Origin of the sequence: Bacillus sp. NEAU-242-2, from assembly GCF_027853835.1 — a bacterium.
Lineage (GTDB): Bacteria > Bacillota > Bacilli > Bacillales > Bacillaceae > Bacillus > Bacillus velezensis.
This window is the reverse complement of the sequence record NZ_JAPNNY010000001.1, coordinates 442,217-465,395: the sequence shown is the minus strand read 5'-3', so window position 1 is coordinate 465,395 and position 23,179 is coordinate 442,217. Positions and strand designations below refer to the sequence as shown.

Sequence of the window (23,179 nt, the reverse complement as noted above, 5' to 3'; positions counted from 1 at the left end):
GGTGAGTTTAGGGGAGAAAGTGGGGGTCCTTATCATGTTTATGGGTGAATACCAGCATACAATTGATGCAAAGGGCCGCATGATCGTACCCGCAAAATTCAGAGAAGGCCTCGGTGAGCAGTTTGTGCTGACAAGAGGACTTGACCAATGCCTTTTCGGCTATCCGATGAATGAATGGAAGCTGATTGAAGAAAAGCTGAAGGCTCTGCCGCTCACCAAAAAAGACGCCCGCGCATTTACCCGATTCTTTTTTTCCGGTGCGACCGAATGCGAACTGGACAAGCAGGGAAGGGTTAATATTGCGTCATCTCTTCTGAATTACGCAAAACTGGAAAAAGAATGTGTTGTCATCGGGGTTTCCAATCGAATTGAATTGTGGAGTAAGGTAATATGGGAACAATACACAGAAGAGCAAGAAGATTCATTCGCTGAAATTGCTGAAAACATGATTGGATTTGATATATAATGGATCTTCGTGCATCACAACAACAACTGACAATTCAATTCATTCCTGATAAAGGTGGGACCGACACAAATGTTTCAGCATAAGACAGTACTTCTTCGTGAAACCGTCGACGGTTTAAATATCAAACCGGACGGAACCTATGTGGACTGCACCCTTGGCGGCGCCGGGCACAGTACATATTTATTGCAGCAATTATCGGAAAAAGGACGCTTGATCGCCTTTGACCAAGATGACACGGCACTTGAAAACGCAAAGAAAACATTGTCCGAATACAAAGGACAGCTCATTCTGGTAAAAAGCAACTTTCGTTATTTAAAAGAGTGTTTACATGAACACGGCATTACGAGTGTCGACGGAATTTTATTTGATTTAGGAGTATCCTCTCCGCAGCTTGATACACCGGAACGGGGATTCAGTTATCATCATGACGCACCGCTGGACATGAGGATGGACCAGTCGGCCGCCCTTACGGCGAAAGAAGTCGTAAATGAATGGCGGTATGAGGACCTTGTGAGGATTTTCTTTAAATACGGAGAAGAAAAATTCAGCAAGCAGATCGCCCGGAAAATTGAAGAGGCAAGAGAAAAATCGCCTATTCAAACAACCGGCCAACTGGTCGATCTAATAAAGGACGCGATACCGGCTCCGGCAAGAAGAAGCGGAGGTCATCCGGCCAAACGTGTATTCCAAGCCATTCGAATCGCCGTAAACGACGAGCTTCAAGTATTTGAAGAGGCCCTCTTGCAAGCGATAGAGGTGCTGAAGCCGGGCGGAAGGGTGTCTGTGATCACTTTTCACTCGCTGGAAGACAGAATGTGCAAGACGACATTCAAGGAAAAATCATCACTTCCCGAACTGCCTCCGGGTCTTCCCGTGATACCGGAAGAATTTGAACCGGAATTAAAACTGATTACGAGAAAGCCCATTACGGCATCAAAAGAGGAGCTTGAAGAAAATAACCGCGCCCGGTCAGCGAAGCTCCGCATTGCGGAGAAACGAAAATAACGGGCAGCAAATGACAACATTAAAGGAGGTCATCAGCCTATGAGCAACTTAGCTTACCAGCAGGAAAAACAACAACGGCCAGTGATAAGTCCCGAAAAAAAGGTGATTGTCAAAAAGAGGGCTTCCATTACACTCGGGGAAAAGGTGCTGCTCGTCCTGTTTGCCATTGCCGTTCTCTCCACATCAATGTTTATCGTATCAAAGGCATACGCAGCGTACCAATCCAATATTGAGGTGCAAAAACTAGAGGAGAAAGTATCTGAGAAGAATAAGCAGATCGGTGATCTCGAAAAGACGGCGGCTGACTTAAGCCAGCCGCAGCGCCTGATGGATATCGCTAAAAAGCACGGTTTGAATCTGAAAGATAAAAAAGTGAAAAACATACAGGAATGATAACCCATGCCGAAAAAAAATAAGTTTATGAACAGAGGAGCAGCGATACTCAGTATTTGTTTCGCTCTCTTTTTCTTTGTCATTCTCGGGAGAATGGCGTACATTCAATTAACCGGTAAAGCAAACGGTGTAGAACTTGCAACAAAAGCGACCGAGCAGCACGAAAAAAAGCGGACGATAGAAGCGAGCCGCGGCTCTATTCTTGACCGAAACGGCAAAGTGCTTGCAGAGGACACGGCGACATATAAGCTCATTGCCGTGCTTGATAAAAAGATGACGACCGACAAGAAGCATCCTCAGCATGTCAAAGACAAAGAGAAAACGGCGGAAAAACTGGCGACCGTTATCAATCTTGATAAAAGCGAGATTCTGGACATCTTAAACAGGAATGGCGCGAAGCAGGTGGAATTCGGTTCGGCCGGCCGCGATATCTCTTATGCGAAAAAACAGAAGATCGAAAAAATGGATCTTCCGGGTATTTCTTTCTTAAGAGATACGAAGCGCTACTATCCGAACGGCATATTTTTGTCAAATGTTCTCGGCTATGCCGATGTGAATGAAAAAACAAACGAGATACAAGGCTCTTTAGGGCTTGAAAAAATACTGAATAACTATCTGACGGAACGTGACGGGTCCGTCACTTACGAAAGTGATAAATCCGGCTGGAAACTTCCGAACAGCAAGGAAAAAATCACCGCACCTAAAAACGGTGACAATGTATATTTAACCATTGATCAGAAAATTCAAACCTTTCTAGAAGACAGCATGACGAAAGTAGCGGAAAAATATAAACCGAAAAAAATTATGGCGGCTGTCGTAGAACCGAAAACAGGCAAAGTGCTTGCGATGGGGCAGCGTCCGAGTTTTGACCCGAATATCAGAAACGTCACCAATTATTACAACGACTTAGTGTCGTACGCGTATGAACCGGGTTCAACGATGAAGATCTTTACGCTTGCCGCGGCGATTCAGGAAAATGTGTTTTCCGCAAACGAGAAATATAAATCAGGAACATATAAAGTGGGAGGCAAACCTGTTAAAGATTGGAACGATGGCGCCGGATGGGGTATGACAAGCTTCCATGACGGCCTCATGAGGTCATCGAATGTTGCTTTCGCCAAACTGGCCAACGAAAAACTGGGGTTTGACCGGTTTAATGAGTACCTGCACAAATTCGGGCTCTATCAAAAAACAGGGATTGATCTGCCCGGTGAAGTATCAAGTAAAATTAACTACAAATATGATTTTGACAAAGCGTCTACGGCTTACGGCCAAGCATCGGCGATAACACCGATCCAGCAGCTTCAGGCCGTCACGGCGATTGCTAATAACGGCAAAATGATGAAACCTTACGTCATTGATCATATTGTCGACCCCGATACGAAAAAAGTCGTCAAGCAGACAAAACCAGAGCAAGTAGGCACGCCGATTTCAGCCGATACGGCGAAAAAAGTCCGGAACCTGCTCGGAGAAGTCGTGACATCAGACATCGGAACGGGGAAACCTTATAAAATTGAAGGTTTTGACGTCGCGGGTAAAACGGGAACCGCACAAATCGCCGGGACGGGCGGATATTTAAGGGGAACGAGCAACTATGTGTTTTCATTCATGGGCATGGCGCCGAAAAATGATCCTAAGCTCGTCATCTATGTAGCCGTGCAGCAGCCGCAGTTAAAAGCGGGTCAAAGCAGCTCTGATCCTGTCGCGGAAATCTTTAACCCGACGATGAAAAACAGCCTCCACTACATGAATATCGAACCGACGGAAAAAACAGATTCCGGTCAGGAAGAAACGAAAAGCCAAAAGATGCCTGACCTGACAGATAAAACGGTCACGGGCGCTGAGAAGGAAGCGAAAAATGAACACCTCACACCGATTGTCATCGGCAGCGATGTTGCCGTAAAAGAGCAGTATCCGACAGCCGGAGAAGATGTGATCACCAATCAGAAAATCTTCTTGAAAACAGACGGAAAGATGACGATGCCGGATATGTCCGGATGGTCGAGACGGGAAGTGCTTCAATTCAGCAAAGTATCAGGCATTCACATCGATGTGAGCGGTGAAGGTTACGCTTCAAGCCAAAGTGTGAAAAAAGGCAAAGAACTGAAAGAAAATACCGTGATTAAGGTGAAATTTAAAAATCCTGATTAACGGGACAGAGAAGTCCGCGGATGCCCGCGGGCTTCTTTTTTATGCGCGGCCGTTCTATGTGTCCAAGCTGAGGCATAAATTGAAACAAGCCTAAATAAGGAGTGGACGGTCCCTTGCGCGTTTCAAATGTAACGGTTCGAAAACGTTTATTACTGGTTTTGCTTTTTGGCGTAATCATTTTTTTGATCATTGACAGCAGATTAGGCTATGTCCAATTTGTGATGGGGGAAAAGCTGACTTCTTTGGCTAAGGATTCCTGGAGCCGGAATTTGCCGTTTGAGCCTGAGCGGGGAGAGATCCTTGACCGAAACGGCGTGAAGCTGGCTACGAATAAAAGCGCGCCGACCGTCTTTGTCGTACCGCGCCAGATTCAAAATCCCATAAAAACGGGCAAGCTTCTCGCGTCAGTTTTAAATATGTCGGAAGAGAAGGTCTACAAACACATTACTAAGAAAACCTCCATAGAAAAAATCTCACCCGAGGGGCGGAAAATTTCCAATAAAAAAGCGAAAGAAATCAAAGCGCTCGACTTAAAAGGGGTTTATGTGGCTGAAGACAGCATCCGCCATTATCCGTACGGAAGCTTTTTGTCCCATGTTCTCGGTTTTGCCGGTATTGATAACCAGGGCCTTCTCGGATTGGAGGCTTATTATGATGATGACTTAAAAGGTGTAAAGGGATCAGTGAAATTTTATACGGATGCCAAGGGGAAGAAAATGCCTGATGAAGCGGATGATTATACCCCTCCGAAAGACGGACTTGATATGAAATTGACGATTGACGCCAAGGTTCAGACGATTATAGAAAGAGAGCTCGACAATGCAGCGGCGAAATATAACCCGGACGGAATGATTGCGGTCGCAATGAATCCGAAAAACGGGGAAGTGCTCGGTATGTCAAGCCGTCCTGATTTTGATCCGGCTGACTATCAATCCGTAGATCCGTCCGTTTACAACCGGAACCTGCCGGTATGGAGCACATATGAACCGGGTTCGACCTTTAAGATTATTACGCTTGCGGCCGCTCTCCAAGAGCAAAAAGTAAACTTGCAAAGAGACCACTTTTATGACAAAGGATTTGCCGAGGTTGACGGCGCCCGCCTCCGATGCTGGAAAAAGGGCGGCCACGGTTCGCAATCTTATCTTGAAGTCGTTCAAAATTCCTGCAACCCTGGGTTTGTACAGCTGGGGGAACGGCTCGGAAAACAAAAGCTGTTTCAATATATTAAGGACTTCGGCTTTGGAAAGAAAACAGGCATTGATCTGCAAGGGGAAGGAACGGGGATCTTATTCCCGCTTGACAGAGTCGGCCCGGTCGAACAGGCGACAACCGCTTTCGGACAAGGAGTTTCCGTCACGCCGATTCAGCAGGTGGCAGCCGTTTCCGCAGCAATAAACGGCGGAACGCTTTATACTCCGTTTATCGCCAAAGAGTGGGTTGATCCCGTTACGAAAAAAACCGTTAAGAAACAATCGCCGATTGCGAAAAGACAAGTTATTTCCCAGGAAACGTCAAAGCAGATCAGATATGCTTTAGAAAGCGTCGTCGCTCAGGGAACGGGGCGGAATGCCTTTGTGGAAGGATATCGCGTCGGCGGAAAAACAGGTACCGCACAAAAGGTCAAAGACGGCAAATATCTCGAAAACAACCATATCGTCTCCTTTATCGGTTTTGCGCCGGCTGATGACCCGAGCCTTGTCGTGTATGTCGCGGTTGATAATCCGAAAGGCACGATTCAATTCGGGGGAACCGTCGCCGCGCCGATTGTCGGAAATATGATGAGAGACAGTCTGCCGGAGCTCGGCGTGAAACCGCGAAAAAATCAAATCGAGAAAAAATATCAATGGAACGACACAAAAACAATAGAGGTTCCGAATGTTGTAGGGATGTCTGTCTCTGATCTTGAGTCGCTGCTTGTCAATTTGAATATTGACTCCTCAGGAAAAGGAAGCAAAATTGTGAAACAATCACCTGCAGCCGGAACGAAAGTAAAAGAAGGCTCAAAGATCCGTGTTTACTTGAGTGAAGAATGAGTCTTTTTGAGGCAGCCGATTGTTTTCGGCTGCCTTTTATCATAAAGAGAAAAAAAGAAGATAACTTTTAAGATTAACTGGATGTATCCTTTTATTTACGCTAAAATATGAACTGTATGTTTAAAAGCCATTCTGACTTTTATAAACGGTTATCATGATAAAAGAATGAATAGAATTTCTGAGAGGTTTGATACAATGAAACTTACAAAGCTGCTTACATATTTAATGGCCGAACCTGTTCAAAATGACTTTCATGACCCTGACATAACTTCAATTGAGATGGACTCCAGGGAAGTGAGAAAAGGGAGTCTTTTTGTGTGTATAAAAGGGTATACGGTAGACGGACATGATTTCGCTCAAAAAGCCGCAGAAAACGGCGCAGCGGCCATCGTTGCCGAGAAAGAGCTTGACGTCGATGTCCCTGTCATTATCGTCCGCCGGTCACAGCGGGCGCTCAGCGTTCTTTCTGACGCGTTTTACGGGCAGCCGACAAAGCAGCTTCAGCTTATCGGCATCACCGGCACAAACGGCAAAACATCAACGACGCACATGGTTGATGAGATTTTCAAAAAAGCGGGAAGACAGACCGGTTTAATCGGAACGATGTACATTAAAATCGGGGATGAGACATTCCCGGTCAAAAATACAACGCCCGAAAGCGTCACACTGCAAAAAACGTTCAAGAAAATGAATGATGAGCATGTTGACACAGCTATTATGGAAGTGTCTTCTCACGCTCTGTCACTCGGCAGGGTTCACGGCTGCGATTATGATATTGCCGTATTCACGAACCTGACACAGGACCATTTAGACTATCACAAGACGATGGAAGACTACAGACAGGCTAAAAGCCTCCTGTTTTCCCAGCTGGGCGGCTCCTTTAACCATGAAAAGCCGAAGCGGGCCGTTTTAAACGCAGATGACAAAGCCAGTGCTTACTTTGAAAAAGTGACGGCGGCGCACATCCTTACATACGGAATCGAGAACGATGCCGATGTCATGGCGAAACAAATCGAGATCTCTGCGCAAGGCACAAGTTTTGAACTCGTTACGCCAAAAGGAACAAAGCAGATCACGGTTTCACTCGTCGGCCGCTTCAACGTGTATAACGTACTGGCTGCAGCGGCGACAGCGATCGCAGCGGGTCTGCCGTTTGATACGATCACAAGCGCTCTTGAAGAGCTGCAAGGTGTCAGAGGCCGGTTTGAACTGGTGAATCATAATCAGCCGTTTCCTGTGATCGTCGATTACGCGCACACGCCTGACAGTCTGGAAAACGTTCTGAATACATGCAAAGACATGACAGAGGGCAAGCTTTTCGTCGTCGTCGGCTGCGGCGGAGACCGGGATAAAACGAAACGCCCGAAAATGGCGGAAATTGCGGTGCGGATTGCCGACGAACCGATTTTCACTTCAGATAACCCGAGAAGCGAAGACCCTCTGGCCATATTAAGAGATATGGAAAGAGGGGTAGAAGGCACCTACTATCACAGTATCGCAAACCGCGAGCAGGCTATCTTTTTTGCCATTGCCAACGCGAAAAAGGGAGATGTGGTTCTGATTGCCGGGAAAGGGCATGAAACCTATCAGCAGATCGGCAATGAAACATTCGACTTTGATGACGCCGAAGTAGCGGGAAGAGCTATTGTTGAGCTGAATAAAAAGTAAAACAGGAAAGAGTGTTAGAATGAGGGAAATGAAAAGAATTACGGGGACACAATGTGAATATGATAAATACGTATGTCGTTTGAACGAAACGGGAGGAGAAAAGAGCAATGCTTGAGCAAGTGATTTTATTTACAATAATAATGGGATTTTTAATCAGTGTTCTGATATCTCCGATTCTTATCCCGTTTTTAAGACGTTTAAAATTCGGCCAAAGTATCAGGGAAGAGGGGCCGAAATCACATATGAAAAAATCAGGGACGCCGACGATGGGCGGGGTCATGATTATCGTATCCATCGCCATTACGGCGATTGTCATGACGCAGAAATTTTCGCATCTGAGCGCGGAAATGTTTCTTCTGCTGTTTGTTACGATCGGATACGGCCTGCTCGGCTTTCTGGATGACTATATTAAAGTAGTAATGAAACGGAATCTCGGATTGACGTCGAAGCAGAAATTGATCGGCCAGATCATTATTGCCATTGTATTTTACGGAGTATATCATTATTGCCATTTTTCAACCGGCATCAGGGTGCCGGGCACACATCTGTCAATCGATCTCGGCTGGGGATACTTTATCCTCGTTCTCTTTATGCTTGTCGGAGGTTCAAATGCCGTCAACCTGACAGACGGTCTGGACGGTCTCTTGTCCGGTACCGCGGCTATCGCATTCGGCGCTTTCGCCATCCTTGCGTGGAACCAGTCACAATATGACGTTGCGATTTTCTCGGTTGCCGTTGTCGGCGCCGTTCTCGGTTTTCTTGTATTCAACGCCCATCCCGCCAAAGTATTTATGGGGGATACCGGTTCGCTTGCGCTCGGAGGAGCGATCGTGACTGTTGCCATTCTGACGAAGCTTGAAATTCTGCTCGTCATTATCGGCGGAGTTTTTGTTATTGAGACCTTATCTGTTATCTTACAAGTCATCAGCTTTAAAACGACAGGAAAACGAATCTTTAAGATGAGTCCGCTTCACCACCATTACGAATTGGTCGGATGGTCTGAATGGAGAGTTGTCGTCACATTCTGGACTGCGGGACTGCTGCTTGCCGTTTTAGGAATTTACATCGAGGTGTGGTTATAAGTGGAAAACGAACTTTTTTTGCAAAAACAAAACTTTCTGGTCCTCGGACTGGCGAAAAGCGGATATGCGGCTGCGTCGATTCTTCATGAAAAAGGCATTAACGTCGTCGTGAATGATCAAAAAGCCTTTGAAGAGAACGAACCTGCCAAAAGGCTTTCAGAAAGAGGAATCGAGGTCATCTGCGGTGAGCATCCGACGTCACTTTTTGATCAGCACCACATTACCATTCTGATCAAAAACCCCGGAATCCCATATGAAAATATCATGGTGGAGGAAGCGCAAAGAAGAGGCATCCCGGTCTGGACGGAAATTGAGCTTGCGTATTATATCACCAATGCAAAATTCATCGGCATTACAGGTTCAAACGGGAAAACAACAACGACGACCCTGATTTATGAAATGCTGAAAGCTGACTCGATAAAGGCGCTGATCGCAGGGAATATCGGCACTGTCGCCAGTGAAGTGGCTTATCATGCTGACGGTGATGAATGGATCGTCACAGAGCTTTCTTCGTTCCAGCTTATGGGGACTCATGCGTTCAGACCTGAAATCGGCCTGATTTTAAATGTGTTCGACGCTCATTTGGATTACCATCACAGCCGTGAAAACTATGAAAAAGCCAAGCAGAACGTGTATCTTCATCAGCTTGAGAGTGATACGGCCATCGTGAATCAAAGCGATGAAACAGTCGTGCGGCTTGCCGAAAGCGGAAAAGCCGGCACCGTTCCGTTTTCAGTTCACCAGGAACTGTCAAGCGGCGCATTTATTAAAGACGGAATGCTGATGTTCGGCGATGAAGCGATTCTGCCTGTTGATGACATCGTGCTGCCGGGCGCGCACAATTTAGAAAATATATTGGCCGCTGTAGCCGCGGCAAAAACGGCGGGCGCGTCTAATAAAGCGATTCAGAAGGTGCTGACAAGCTTTACCGGTGTCAAACACCGTCTGCAGTATGTAACAGCGATCCGGAATCGTAAATTTTATAATGACAGCAAAGCGACGAATATTTTGGCCACAAGCAAAGCGCTCTCCGCGTTCAAAGCACCGGTTATTCTGCTTGCAGGCGGACTGGACCGCGGCAACGGTTTTGACGATCTGAAACCGTATATGGACAATGTCAAAGCGGTCCTGACGTTCGGACAGACAGCGCCGAAGATAGAAAAACTGGGCAATGAGCTGGGAATACAACATGTCAAACGTGTCGATAATGTTGAACAAGCAGTATCTGCGGCGTTTGCGCTCTCAAATGAAGGAGACGTCATCCTCTTGTCACCCGCGTGTGCAAGCTGGGATCAGTTCAAAACATTTGAAGAACGCGGTGACATGTTTATAGATGCCGTGCATATGCTTAAGTAAGGGCTTGTCTCTGTTCATCGGCAGCCCTAAATGACTTATGCTTGGGGTGTCGATTGCTTTGACTACTAAAAAAACAGCGCCTGATTTGTTATTAGTTATTATTACGTTATTGCTTTTAACAATAGGATTAATTATGGTCTACAGTGCAAGTGCGGTATGGGCGGATTATAAATTTGACGACTCGTTTTTCTTCGCAAAACGGCAGCTGCTGTTTGCGGGGATCGGCGTCATTGCCATGTTTTTCATTATGAATGTGGATTATTGGACATGGCGCACATGGTCGAAGCTGCTTCTGATCATTTGTTTTTTTCTGCTTGTGCTTGTGCTGATTCCGGGAGTCGGAATGGTGCGGAACGGTTCAAGAAGCTGGATCGGAGTGGGAGCGTTCAGCATTCAGCCTTCGGAGTTTATGAAACTCGCGATGATTGCGTTTCTGGCTAAATTTCTTTCTGAAAAACAGAAGAATATTACGTCATTCAGACGCGGATTCGTTCCCGCGCTCGGAATCGTGTTTTCTGCATTTATTATTATTATGTGCCAGCCGGACCTGGGAACGGGGACGGTAATGGTGGGCACGTGCATCGTGATGATTTTTGTATCCGGTGCGCGAATCGCTCATTTCGCGTTTCTCGGACTCATCGGTTTAAGCGGATTTGCGGCGCTTGTTCTGTCCGCTCCTTATCGGATTAAACGGATTACCTCTTACTTAAACCCGTGGGAGGACCCGCTTGGAAGCGGATTTCAGATCATTCAGTCGCTCTATGCCGTAGGTCCGGGCGGACTGTTCGGGATGGGGCTCGGCCAAAGCCGGCAAAAGTTTTTTTACCTGCCGGAGCCGCAAACCGATTTCATTTTTGCTATTTTATCTGAGGAACTCGGCTTTATCGGCGGTTCGCTCATATTGCTGCTGTTCAGTATTTTATTATGGCGGGGCGTCAGGATTGCCCTCGGCGCGCCGGATTTATACGGAAGCTTTGTCGCCATCGGTATTATTTCTATGATAGCTATTCAAGTCATGATTAATATCGGCGTTGTGACGGGGCTGATCCCGGTAACAGGAATTACGCTGCCGTTTTTAAGCTACGGAGGCTCATCACTGACGCTGATGCTCGCAGCGGTCGGCGTGCTTTTAAATGTCAGCCGGTACTCGAGGTATTGATCTGTATCTTGCCTCATCACTCATGATCTATTCGTTATCTATAAAAAAACAGACAACATCAATAACCCTGTCCTAAAAAACAGGGTTATCGCTATGTGATTAAGGGGGACATACGAATGCGTATTGCAGTAAGCGGAGGCGGAACCGGAGGACATATTTATCCGGCTTTGGCCTTTATTAAAGAAGTTCAGCGCCGGCATCCGGATGTGGAATTTTTGTATATCGGAACAGAGAACGGTCTTGAGAAAAAAATTGTTGAACGGGAAAATATCCCGTTCCGCGCCATTGAAATTACAGGTTTCAAACGAAAACTTTCTTTTGAAAATGTAAAAACCGTCATGCGTTTCTTAAAAGGCGTGAAGAAAAGCAAATCATATTTAAAAGAGTTTAAACCGGATGCCGTTATCGGTACAGGCGGCTATGTATGCGGTCCGGTTGTATACGCGGCCGCAAAAATGGGAATTCCGACGATCATTCATGAGCAAAACAGCCTTCCAGGCATCACAAATAAGTTTCTCTCGAAATATGTTAATAAGGTGGCAATTTGCTTTGAAGAGGCAAAATCACATTTTCCTGCTGAAAAAGTTGTGTTTACGGGAAACCCGAGAGCCTCTGAAGTCGTCTCAATTAAGACAGGCCGCTCATTAACTGAGTTCGGGCTGAAAGATAATCAAAAAACGGTGCTCATTTTCGGCGGAAGCAGAGGCGCGGCTCCCATTAATCGTGCCGTTATAGATATGCAGGAAGAATTGAAAACGAGACCTTACCAAGTGCTTTATATTACCGGGGAAGTGCATTACGAGAAGGTAACGGCTGAGCTGAAAGGCGGAAAAGCCGCTGATAATATGGTGACAAAACCGTTTTTGCACCAAATGCCGGAGTACTTACAATCAATTGATGTCATTGTGGCAAGAGCCGGAGCGACGACGATTGCGGAGATCACCGCTCTCGGCATTCCGAGCGTGCTTATTCCGAGCCCGTATGTGACAGCCAATCACCAGGAAGTCAATGCGAAGGCGCTCAGCCAGCATGACGCTGCAATCGTACTGAAGGAAACCGAGCTCAGCGGAGAAAAACTGATCGCTGCGCTGGACAAAATCGTCATGAATGAAGAAACCTTAAAAGACATGAGTGAGCGGACAAAATCACTCGGTGTTCCGGATGCGGCAGCCAGACTGTACAGTATCATGGAAGACATAAAAAAATAGAGCAAATGGAATGCGGAGGTTTATGATGGAGAACGTAATTCAGGAATTAAGAGACCGCGAAGTCGGCAAAGTGCTGGAACAAGAACCGCTCGCGAACCATACAACGATGAAAATCGGCGGTCCGGCGGACATTTTAATCATCCCCAACCGTGTGGAAGCGGTCAAAGATATTATGGATATTGTGAAGAAACATGATCTGCCATGGACGGTTATCGGCCGCGGTTCAAATCTGCTCGTGCTTGATGAAGGCATAAGAGGAGTTGTCATCAAACTGGGGGCGGGTCTGGATCATTTGGAGATTGACGGTGATCAGGTGACGGTCGGAGGCGGCTATTCGGTCGTCCGGCTTGCGACTTCCATGAGTAAAAAAGGAATGTCCGGTCTCGAATTTGCAGCGGGCATCCCCGGATCAATCGGCGGGGCCGTCTATATGAATGCCGGGGCGCACGGATCTGATATGAGTGAGATTCTTGTGAAAGCCCGTATCTTATTTGAAGACGGCACAATCGAATGGCTGACAAACGAAGAGATGGATTTCAGCTACAGAACGTCTGTTTTGCAGAAAAAACGCCCCGGCGTCTGTCTCGAGGCAGTTCTTCAGCTTGAGCAAAAGGAACGGGAAGCCATTACGGCGCAAATGCAGCAGAACAAAGATTACAGAAAAAATACGCAGCCGTATTCAAGCCCATGCGCCGGAAGCATATTCAGAAATCCGCTGCCGAATCATGCCGGAAACCTCGTTGAAAAAGCGGGATTAAAAGGACATCAGATCGGCGGAGCGAAAGTATCCGAAATGCACGGGAATTTTATCGTCAATGCCGGCGGAGCGACTGCCAAGGACGTTCTCGACCTGATTGAGTATGTGAAAAAGACAATCCGTGAGCAGTATGATGTTGACATGCATACAGAAGTTGAAATCATCGGAGGGAATCGTTAAAAGGTTCTCTGATTTACATGAGCTCATGTGATATACTTTTAACAAATGTCAAACGGCATCACAGCATGCCGTTTGTTTTTCAATCAGACGAATGTCAAGCTGTTTCATTCTTAGTGAGGTGGACAGGCAGTGAACCCAAATCATGAAAGAGAAAAAATCGTAAATATTGAAGAGCGGATTCCGAAAATCAAAGAGCAGCGGAAACAAAAAGCAAACCGCCGGCTGATTTCATTCATTGTGCTCTTTTTTATGATGGTGCTGATCATCGTGTACTTGCAGATGCCGATCAGCAAAGTGTCTTCTGTCACCGTTTCCGGAAACGAAAACGTGTCTGTAAAAGAGATCAACGCGCTTTCTGATATACATAACGGACAAACCGAGTTCTGGAGTCTGAACAAGAAAAAAACAGAAGAAAAGATTGAGCAGAATAAACTGGTGAAAAAGGCGGATCTTTCAAAAGTATTTCCTAATAAAGTCAGCATTCACATTGAAGAATACAAGACGATCGCGTATCTGCAGCGGAATGATGTGTATTATGAAGTGCTGGAGAACGGCACCGTGCTGCCGAACGAAGTCACGCCGGATGACGCGGGCCCGATTTTGGTTGACTGGACAAACGCGAAAAAGCGGGTCAAAATGGCGGAACAGCTTGATAAGCTTTCCGGTTCGCTAAAGCAGTCGATTTCTGAAATCTATTATACACCGGTAAAAATGGATCAGGACCGGATCAAGCTGTATATGAACGACGGGTATGTAGTTACCGCTTCTATTAAAACATTTGCCGACCGGATGAAGACCTATCCTTCTATCGTTTCCCAGCTGGACGGCGGGAAAAAGGGGATTATCCACTTAGAAGTCGCTACGTATTTTGAAGAATTTAACAAAGGTAAATCCGGCAAGAAAAAAGAAAATGATTAATAGTTCTAAAGAACTAATTTAGAGGTGATTCAAAAGAATCTATTATAATCAGCGGGGCAGCCGATATAACCGATAGCGGAATAATTATGACTATGTTTGTTTTTGCCTGGGATAGGCTGCCGGACAAGCGGAAAATTCTCAATGCAATGGGCGTGTCTTCTTTAATGAGCATTGCATTTGGAATTTTCCTCCTGTTTCTTCTTTTTTCGGATGTTTCTGGCAATATCTATAGCTTTTCTGGAGGTTCATCTTAGTGTAGACTAATGGAAAGCGGGTATATTTGCATCTGGTTTACACATTATGGCACCGTGACAGGAAATCTTACGGTAAGGTGGTCCGTCTCTAAAAAAAATAAAAAAAATGCGATATAAAAGAGGATATACATAGAATATAACGAATAGTTTCATTAAACATAAATTGTGAGAAATCAGATAGAAATTTGTTGATGCTGTTGTTTTTGTTACACACTTGTAAAGCCACATCCATTGTATTGTTGTTCCGCAAATAATAGAATAGAATTTGATCGAAATGTGAGGAGGTGCCATAGAATGAACAACAATGAACTTTACGTCAGTCTTGACATCGGTACGTCCAATACAAAAGTGATCGTCGGAGAAATGACAGATGATTCCCTTAACATTATCGGAGTGGGAAATGTACCGTCTGAAGGGTTGAAAAAAGGCTCAATCGTTGATATAGATGAAACCGTTCATTCTATAAGAAAAGCGTTTGACCAAGCTGAAAGAATGGTAGGTTTTCCGCTGAAAAAAGCCATTGTCGGCGTTAATGGAAATTATATTCATATTCAAGATACGAACGGCGTTGTCGCTGTTTCCAGTGAAAACAAAGAAATTCACGTTGAAGACGTCCGCAGGGTAATGGAAGCGGCACAGGTCGTGTCGGTTCCGCACGAGCAGCTGATCGTTGACGTCATTCCGAAACAGTTTATCGTTGACGGAAGAGACGAAATTACCGATCCGAAAAAAATGCTCGGTGTGCGCCTGGAAGTAGAAGGCACGCTGATTACCGGCTCCAAAACGATCTTACATAATTTACTTCGCTGTGTGGAGAGAGCGGGCGTTGAAATTACTGATATCTGCCTGCAGCCGCTTGCGGCCGGTTCGGCGGCTTTGTCAAAAGACGAAAAAAACCTCGGAGTCGCCATGATTGATATCGGCGGCGGCTCGACGACGGTGGCGGTATTTGAACAGGGGCACCTGAAGGAGACAGCCGTCATTCCGCTCGGAGGCGAAAACATCACGAAAGATGTATCGATCGGATTGCGCACTTCCACCGAAGAGGCTGAAAGAGTAAAAAAACAATTCGGACATGCATTCTACGATGAGGCTTCAGAAGATGAAGTATTTGAAGTCACCGTCATAGGAACGAATCAAAAGCAATCTTTTACACAGCAGGAAATTGCCAATATTATTGAAGCAAGAGTGGAAGAGATTCTTGAGATTGCCGCAGCCGAAATTGAGCATATGGGAATTACAGATCTGCCCGGCGGCTTTGTGCTGACCGGCGGACAGGCCGCAATGCCCGGAGTGCTTTCATTGGCACAGGAAGTGCTGAGGCACAATGTAAGGGTCGCAAGCCCGAATTATATCGGTGTAAGAGACCCTCAGTATATGACGGGTGTCGGCTTGATACAATTTGCCTGCCGAAATGCCAGAATTCAGGGAAGAAAAATAGGCTTTCATATGCCGGAAGAAGCCGTGCAGGAAATCGCGGTCTCTCACGAAGAAGAACATCATCAGCGGCCTGAGGCGCAGCAGCGTCCAAAAGCAAAACAAAAAACACAAGCCGAACACAACAAACCGAGCAAAATGAAAAAACTATTAAGCATGTTTTGGGAATAGATTGATAGTCATTCGGCAGATTAGGAGGATTTAGCATGTTGGATTTCGAAACAAACATAGACGGCTTAGCATCAATTAAAGTAATCGGAGTAGGAGGCGGCGGTAATAACGCGGTCAACCGAATGATTGAAAATGAAGTGCAGGGTGTAGAGTACATTGCGGTAAACACGGACGCGCAAGCTCTTAACCTGTCAAAAGCGGAAGTGAAAATGCAGATCGGGGAAAAGCTGACCCGCGGTCTCGGAGCGGGAGCGAATCCGGAAGTCGGCAAAAAAGCCGCTGAAGAAAGTAAGGAACAAATCGAAGAAGCGCTAAAAGGCGCTGACATGGTGTTCGTTACAGCCGGAATGGGAGGCGGTACCGGAACGGGAGCCGCACCGGTGATCGCGCAAATCGCAAAGGACTTAGGCGCTTTGACTGTCGGTGTCGTAACAAGACCGTTTACATTTGAAGGAAGAAAACGCCAGCTGCAGGCTGCAGGCGGTATCACGGCAATGAAAGAAGCCGTTGACACACTGATCGTTATTCCGAATGACCGCATTCTTGAAATTGTCGATAAAAACACACCGATGCTTGAAGCATTCCGTGAAGCTGATAACGTGCTTCGCCAAGGGGTGCAAGGTATCTCTGACCTCATCGCAACGCCTGGTTTAATCAACTTGGACTTTGCCGATGTCAAAACCATCATGTCCAACAAAGGTTCAGCATTGATGGGTATCGGGATCGCTACAGGAGAAAGCCGTGCTGCTGAAGCCGCCAAAAAGGCGATCTCCAGTCCGTTACTGGAAGCGGCAATCGACGGAGCGCAAGGTGTTTTGATGAACATTACGGGAGGTACAAACCTGAGCCTCTACGAAGTGCAGGAAGCAGCCGACATCGTCGCTTCTGCATCTGACCCTGATGTCAATATGATTTTCGGTTCAGTTATCAATGAAAATCTGAAAGATGAAATCGTCGTCACCGTTATTGCGACCGGTTTTATCGAACAGGAAAAAGATGACTCAAAACCGCAGCGTCCGAATTTAAACCAAGGATTGAAGTCTCAAAGCCAAAACGCTGCGAAACGTGAGCCGAAACGAGAAGAAACACAGCATCAAAACACGGTGAACCGCCATACATCACAGCCGGCGGATGATGCTCTCGACATTCCTACATTTTTAAGAAACCGCAACAAACGCGGCTGATGTAAAAAAGGACAAGACTACATGGTTTTGTCCTTTTTCTTTTTTGTGCACAGTCTTCCTTCCTATCCCCCATGATCTATACAGTGAAAAAAGAAACTTTATACCTATGACGAATTGATTGTTTTTTAGTTTCATACGGCTTTCTACAGAATGTGACAATATCTGAATGGAAGATTGTCTACATTTAACGTACAGCATCGAAATGACAAACGATTCCAATTATGAAGGAGGGATACACATTTTATAGGTCGTTACCAAATAAGGGGGGGATACGATTGAAGAAAAAAACAAGAAACAGATGGACAGGCTCCGTTTTAAGCGCGATTGTCGTCAGTTCACTGTTGTTTCCGGGTGGAGCCGGAGCGAACAGCACACCGGGGGCAGTTTCTTTCACCAAAGATCTTTCTTCCTCTAAGAGCATTCAGCATAAGATTTCCGATTCAGTCAAGAAGCGTTTTGAAAAAAATGATAAAGTCACGTTTCTTATCAAATTTAAAGAGAAAGCCAATACGAAAAAAGCGGTCAAACAAGCAGAAAAAAATGCCGAGTCTCAATCGCTTTCCGCAGCAAAAACCGAATATCAAAAGCGGTCAGCCGTCGTTTCTTCTTTAAAACTGGCGGCTCATGATGCGCAGCAGAATCTGAAAACATATTTGGAAAAACAAAAAAAGAAAGGAAAGGCTGATCACATCCATTCCTATTATATTGTCAACGGAATGGCAGTCACTGCTTCGAAAGAGGTAATGGAAAAAGCCGCCTCATTTCCTGAAGTAGAAAAAGTTCTTCCGAATGAAAAACGTCAGCTTACTCAACGGCATTTAAAAGCTCCTTTTCAAATGAAGAAAAAACAAAAAGAGATTAAAGCAAAGGAAGGCATCGAATGGAATATCAGCCAAATTGATGCGCCGCAGGCCTGGGCCTCAGGATACGACGGAACCGGGACGGTTGTCGCCTCCATTGATACGGGAGTTCAGTGGGATCATCCCGCGCTTAAGGAAAAATACCGGGGTTACGATCCTGAAAATCCCGCAGCGCCGAATCATGAAATGAACTGGTATGATGCCGTATCCCATAAAGACGCTCCCTATGATGATCTTGAACACGGCACTCATGTAACAGGGACCATGACGGGTTCAGAACCTGACGGCTCAAATCAAATCGGTGTGGCTCCGGGGGCGAAATGGATCGCAGTAAAAGCATTTTCAGATGACGGAGGAACCGATGCCGATATTTTGGATGCCGGTGAATGGGTGCTCGCGCCTAAAGATAAAAACGGCACGCCGCATCCCGAGATGGCGCCGGATGTTGTCAATAATTCCTGGGCAGGCGGTTCGGGAATGGACGAGTGGTACCGCGATATGGTGAATGCGTGGAGAGCGGCAGGGATTTTTCCTGAATTCTCTGCGGGGAATGAAGACTTATTTACACCGGGAGGACCGGGTTCAATCGCAAATCCGGCCAATTATCCTGAAGCATTTGCGACAGGTGCGACTGACATCGACAAGAAACTCGCTGATTTCTCACTTCAAGGCCCCTCCCCGTATCATGAAACAAAACCGGACATTTCGGCTCCGGGAGTGAATATCCGTTCTTCTATTCCTGGAGGAACATACGAAGGCGGCTGGGACGGAACTTCAATGGCCGGGCCGCATGTGGCGGCGACGGCGGCTTTGTTAAGGCAGGCGAACGCCTCTATTACGGTCGATGAAATGGAAGACGTTTTGACGCGCACCGCCGAAAAGCTGACAGATTCCGTTTTTCCGGAATCACCGAATAACGGTTACGGCCACGGTCTCGTTAACGCTTTTGATGCCGTTTCTGCCGTAACGGACGGAATCGGAAGCGTAGAAGGCAAGGTATCTTCTGCGGGCGAAGATCACAATCCGCCCAGCTTTCGTCATGAACCGGTCTCAGAGGCTTACAAAGGGACAAGCCTTCCGTTAACGGTTACAGCAGAAGATGATGTAAGCGTAACTGAGGTGATCCTCTCCTATCAGTTTGATGAAGGAGAGTGGAAAACGACAGCCGCCGTTCAAAAAAGCGGTGATGAAAAAAAGGGAACATACCAGGCGGAGATTCCGGACATAACGGGAAGCAAGATAAGTTATAAATGGACCATAAAAGATTTCGGAGGTCATTCTGTAGAATCTGATACGTACCGGGCTGACGTGAAACCGAGCATTACGGCGGGATACAAAGAGGATTTTGAATCACAGCCGGCGGGCTGGTCAAGTTACGGGACACATGACCAATGGGAATGGGGTATCCCGGGTTCAGGGCCAGGCGCCGCATTTTCCGGAGAAAAAGTGTATGCGACGAATCTGTCCGGCCCTTATGCTGATTCGGCCAACATGAATCTGGTGATGCCTCCGATACAAGTTCCGGAAACAGGGCGGCTGTTTTTACAATTTAAAAGCTGGCACAAGCTCGAAGAATTTTTTGATTACGGGTATGTGTTCGTTCTGCCGGAAGGGAAATCAAATTGGGAGCAGGCGGCCGTTTACAATGGTGATTCCGCAGGATGGAATGATGAAGAGGCGGATTTATCTGCGTATAAAGGCCAAAACATAAAGCTCATGTTTAATATGCAGTCTGACGAAGTACTCAATGAAGACGGATGGTATATCGATGATGTCCGGCTTTCAAGCAGCCCTCTCGGGAATGCGGCTAAAAAAAGTAAACACAATAGACAAACACCTCCCGGCCACCTGAAGAAAAAGGCCGTCAGTCCGAAACAGGCCAAACCGGCAGTGAAATCGCCCGGAAAAAGAGTGAAACGTGAAACAAACCTCCTGCCGCTCAGAGCGCAAATCAGTGTCGCCGAGACGGGGAAATCCGTATATTCCGACCCTGCAAGCGGAAGCTACAGCATGTCACATAAGGCGGGAAGCTATACGCTGAAAGCCGAGGCTTACGGATTTAAGTCCGCTTCGAAACAAGTTTCTATTCAATCAGACAAAACCGCACAGGCAGACTTTACACTGGAGCAAATGCCGTCCGGCACGCTAAAAGGAACCATCACCAATCAGTCCACAGGCGAACCGGTAAAAGGGGCTGCGCTTTATGTGGCCGAGGATGCCGCAATTGAACCGGCGGTGACAAACGATAAAGGGGAATACTCGCTTAAGGCGTACGAAGGCTCCTACACAATCAAAGTAGCGGCAAAAGGCTTTTACAATAGCGAATTTTCTGTCGATATCAAAGGAGTTGCTGAAAAAAACGTCAAGCTTAAGCCGTATGTCGGTTATGAAGGGGAAATCGCCTATGATAACGGGACGGAAGAAGCCGCGCTGTCATATTTTAAAGCCGGCAGCAAATCTGCCGTTAAGATGACCCTCAAAGACGGAAAAGAACACGGTATGCTGACGGGAGGCCTTTTTAAATTTTGGGGCGCCGACTGGCCTGATCCGGGCGGTACCGAATTTCAAGCAGAAGTATATGATTCATCCGGCCCTGCTGGAGCTCCTGGCAGCAAAATTGCCGGCCCGTTCCAAGCTGAAGCGCTTCGAAACGGCGAGTGGACCAATGTGGATCTCAGCTCAAAAGGAATCGCGGTCGGAAAGGATTTTTATCTTGTGTTCCGTCAGACGAAACCCGATCCTTATACACCTGCCCTGTCATCTGATGACGGCAGTCCGTACTCGAATAGAAACTGGCAATACCTCGACGGCCGCTGGTCAAAAGCCGATAAATCAGACGGAAACTTTATGATCAGGGCTTTGGTCGACTACGAAGCTTCTGTGCCTGAGATAACGTCGCCTGAAGACCGGTCATTTACAAACAAGAAGTCAATCACGGTGAAAGGAACGGCTTCACCAAAAAGCGCTGTCCGTCTTACCAATAACGGTAAAACCGCCGCAGAAACGAAAGCAGATGCAGACGGCAATTTCCAGGCCGGTGTCACACTCACTAAAGATGCCAATCGGCTGACGGCGGCATCTGTGACAGACAGCGGGTCAACCGACGAGTCACGCCCTGTCACGGTCATACTGGATGAGGATAAGCCTGATGTGACGATTGACAGTCCGGCAAACGGTGATAAAACAAATAAAGAAGCAGTGACTGTAAAAGGAAAAGTGCACGACGACCATTTAAAATGGGTAAAGGTGAACGGAAAAAAAGCTGAAGTAAATAACGGTTCTTATCAAGCGAGAACCCTTCTGGAAAACGGCAGCAATGAGATCAAGGTCACGGCCTCAGATGAAGCGGGTAACAAAACAACGAAAAAGACGGTAATCGATGTCAATTACAATGCTCCCGTCATTTCCGGATTGGTTCCCGGAGCGGATAAGGAATTAAAAGCCGGAGAATCAGTGAAAATCGCTTTTTCAAGCGGAAAGAAATTAGACGCTTCCTTCGTGATCCGTCTGCCTCTGACAAACGCCCGGGCAGGGAGCCAAAACGCAACAGAGCTTCCGCTGAGAGAAATTTCTCCGGGACGATATGAGGGTTACTGGACGGCGGCTTCTTCCATCAAAGCAAGCGGAGCAAAAATTGACGTTATCGCAAGAGATGACTACGGAAATGAAACAAGACAGACTGCTAAAGGAAAACTTTATATCAATGAGTAAAACAGAGCGCTGCCAGATCACGGCAGCGCTTTTTTAGTTGAAGGGGACAATAGAAAATCGACCTTTTCGGCCCTCGACAAATAAAACGGTTATCCCTTAAAAATTGTACTTTACCCTCAACATTAATTGACAGACTTTCCCACAGAGCTTGCTTTATACTTATGAAACAAGAGAGAGAAACAGATATGTAAGACAAAAGAGGAAAGGGGTCAGATGTGAAAATCTATCTGGATGTCATTTGGCTGTTGAACTTTTGTTTTGATTCTCTTTTGCTTTTATTGACCGCCTTTATTTTAAAACGCCAAGTGAAAAAAAGAAGAGTGGCCGCCGGCGGTTTTATCGGGTCAGCCATTGTGCTTCTGATGTTTACGCCTGTTTCTCCCTTTGTGGAGCATCCGGCGGGAAAAATGGCGTTTTCGGTAGTCATCGTGCTTACGGCTTTTGGCTTTAAACGGTTCCGATACTTTTTTCAAAATTTGTTCGCCTTTTATTTCGCGACTTTTCTCGTCGGCGGGGGAATGATCGGCGTACATTCCCTGCTGCAAACAGAATCAATTGTGCAGCAAGGCGTAATGGTCACAAGCCAGACCGGATTCGGCGACCCGATCAGCTGGATGTTTGTAGTTATCGGATTTCCGGCCATATGGTTTTTTTCGAAAAAGAGAATTGAAGACATCGAGACGAAGTCCATTCAGTACGATGAACTTGTCATGGTGCAGGCGGAATTCAGCGGACAGACAATCCGCGCGAAAGGATTGGTGGATTCCGGGAATCAGCTGTATGATCCGCTGACGAAAACGCCGGTCATGATCCTTCACATTGACAAATTCGCTCCGATTCTCAGCGAAAAGGAAACGGACCTCATCAAATCCGCCAGTCCGCTTGAAGTGATAGAGCAGCTTGATGATTCGTTCCGTCATGCGGATAAGCTGAGGCTGATTCCATACAGGGGCGTCGGCCAGGACAATCAATTTTTACTCTGTTTAAAGCCGGATTACGTCACGATTTTAACAAAAGACGAGATGATCGCATGTGAAAAATGCCTGATCGGCATCAGCACGAAGCCATTATCCGCTGACGGTGAATTTGACGGAATCGTTCACCCGAAGATGCTGACAGGGAAGGCTGTAAAACATGTTTCCTGACGAAAAGTCTGTTATTCATCATACTCAAAACGCGTTGTATT

Annotated in this window: 16 protein-coding genes; all 16 read left to right on the top strand. The window is 46.5% G+C overall.

The genetic code is table 11. From position 1 onward, the window contains the following. Positions 1–34: 34 nt before the first annotated feature. The 16 genes from mraZ (at position 35) to spoIIGA (ending at position 23,138) form a co-directional block, all read left to right on the top strand. Positions 35–466, top strand: a complete 432-nt coding sequence (mraZ, locus tag OWN49_RS01720; RefSeq protein WP_013352164.1) for a division/cell wall cluster transcriptional repressor MraZ — start codon at positions 35–37, stop codon at positions 464–466. 69 nt (positions 467–535) lie between these two features. Further along, positions 536–1,471, top strand: a complete 936-nt coding sequence (gene rsmH, locus OWN49_RS01715; protein WP_007409704.1) for a 16S rRNA (cytosine(1402)-N(4))-methyltransferase RsmH — start codon at positions 536–538, stop codon at positions 1,469–1,471. 39 nt (positions 1,472–1,510) lie between these two features. Next, the gene (gene ftsL, locus OWN49_RS01710; RefSeq protein WP_003154442.1) at positions 1,511–1,864 is read left to right on the top strand and encodes a cell division protein FtsL; all 354 of its coding nucleotides are present in this window, start codon (positions 1,511–1,513) and stop codon (positions 1,862–1,864) included. A 6-nt stretch (positions 1,865–1,870) separates the two neighbouring features. After that, positions 1,871–4,015: a penicillin-binding protein 2B gene (gene pbpB / locus OWN49_RS01705; RefSeq protein WP_077722175.1), complete on the top strand. Its 2,145-nt coding sequence runs from the start codon at positions 1,871–1,873 to the stop codon at positions 4,013–4,015. A 113-nt stretch (positions 4,016–4,128) separates the two neighbouring features. Next, on the top strand, positions 4,129–6,048 hold the full coding sequence (locus OWN49_RS01700; RefSeq protein WP_003154438.1) for a stage V sporulation protein D: 1,920 nt from the start codon (positions 4,129–4,131) through the stop codon (positions 6,046–6,048). Positions 6,049–6,243: 195 nt separating this feature from the next. Further along, the gene (locus OWN49_RS01695) at positions 6,244–7,716 is read left to right on the top strand and encodes a UDP-N-acetylmuramoyl-L-alanyl-D-glutamate--2,6-diaminopimelate ligase (protein WP_014417717.1); all 1,473 of its coding nucleotides are present in this window, start codon (positions 6,244–6,246) and stop codon (positions 7,714–7,716) included. Between the two features lie 107 nt (positions 7,717–7,823). After that, positions 7,824–8,798 carry a phospho-N-acetylmuramoyl-pentapeptide-transferase gene (gene mraY, locus OWN49_RS01690; protein WP_007409707.1) on the top strand — a complete coding sequence of 325 codons (975 nt, stop codon included), beginning with the start codon at positions 7,824–7,826 and terminating at the stop codon, positions 8,796–8,798. Further along, positions 8,799–10,154 carry a UDP-N-acetylmuramoyl-L-alanine--D-glutamate ligase gene (gene murD / locus OWN49_RS01685; RefSeq protein WP_015388268.1) on the top strand — a complete coding sequence of 452 codons (1,356 nt, stop codon included), beginning with the start codon at positions 8,799–8,801 and terminating at the stop codon, positions 10,152–10,154. A 58-nt stretch (positions 10,155–10,212) separates the two neighbouring features. Beyond that, positions 10,213–11,313, top strand: a complete 1,101-nt coding sequence (spoVE, locus tag OWN49_RS01680) for a stage V sporulation protein E (RefSeq protein ID WP_003154430.1) — start codon at positions 10,213–10,215, stop codon at positions 11,311–11,313. Positions 11,314–11,429: 116 nt separating this feature from the next. Further along, entirely contained in the window at positions 11,430–12,521 is a 1,092-nt protein-coding gene (murG, locus tag OWN49_RS01675) for an undecaprenyldiphospho-muramoylpentapeptide beta-N-acetylglucosaminyltransferase (RefSeq protein ID WP_003154428.1), read from the top strand. Between the two features lie 25 nt (positions 12,522–12,546). Then, positions 12,547–13,458: a UDP-N-acetylmuramate dehydrogenase gene (gene murB, locus OWN49_RS01670; protein ID WP_015388267.1), complete on the top strand. Its 912-nt coding sequence runs from the start codon at positions 12,547–12,549 to the stop codon at positions 13,456–13,458. Positions 13,459–13,587: 129 nt separating this feature from the next. Next, a complete protein-coding gene (locus OWN49_RS01665; RefSeq protein ID WP_024085278.1) occupies positions 13,588–14,376 on the top strand; it encodes a cell division protein FtsQ/DivIB in 789 nt (262 codons plus the stop codon). Between the two features lie 548 nt (positions 14,377–14,924). Beyond that, on the top strand, positions 14,925–16,238 hold the full coding sequence (gene ftsA / locus OWN49_RS01660) for a cell division protein FtsA (RefSeq protein ID WP_077722176.1): 1,314 nt from the start codon (positions 14,925–14,927) through the stop codon (positions 16,236–16,238). Between the two features lie 35 nt (positions 16,239–16,273). Next, positions 16,274–17,422, top strand: a complete 1,149-nt coding sequence (ftsZ, locus tag OWN49_RS01655; RefSeq protein ID WP_070081790.1) for a cell division protein FtsZ — start codon at positions 16,274–16,276, stop codon at positions 17,420–17,422. 275 nt (positions 17,423–17,697) lie between these two features. Continuing rightward, positions 17,698–21,993, top strand: coding sequence for a S8 family peptidase (locus tag OWN49_RS01650; protein ID WP_077722177.1), 4,296 nt, complete (start codon positions 17,698–17,700; stop codon positions 21,991–21,993). Between the two features lie 215 nt (positions 21,994–22,208). Continuing rightward, positions 22,209–23,138, top strand: coding sequence for a sigma-E processing peptidase SpoIIGA (gene spoIIGA, locus OWN49_RS01645; protein WP_003154422.1), 930 nt, complete (start codon positions 22,209–22,211; stop codon positions 23,136–23,138). The last annotated feature ends 41 nt before the right edge of the window (positions 23,139–23,179 follow it).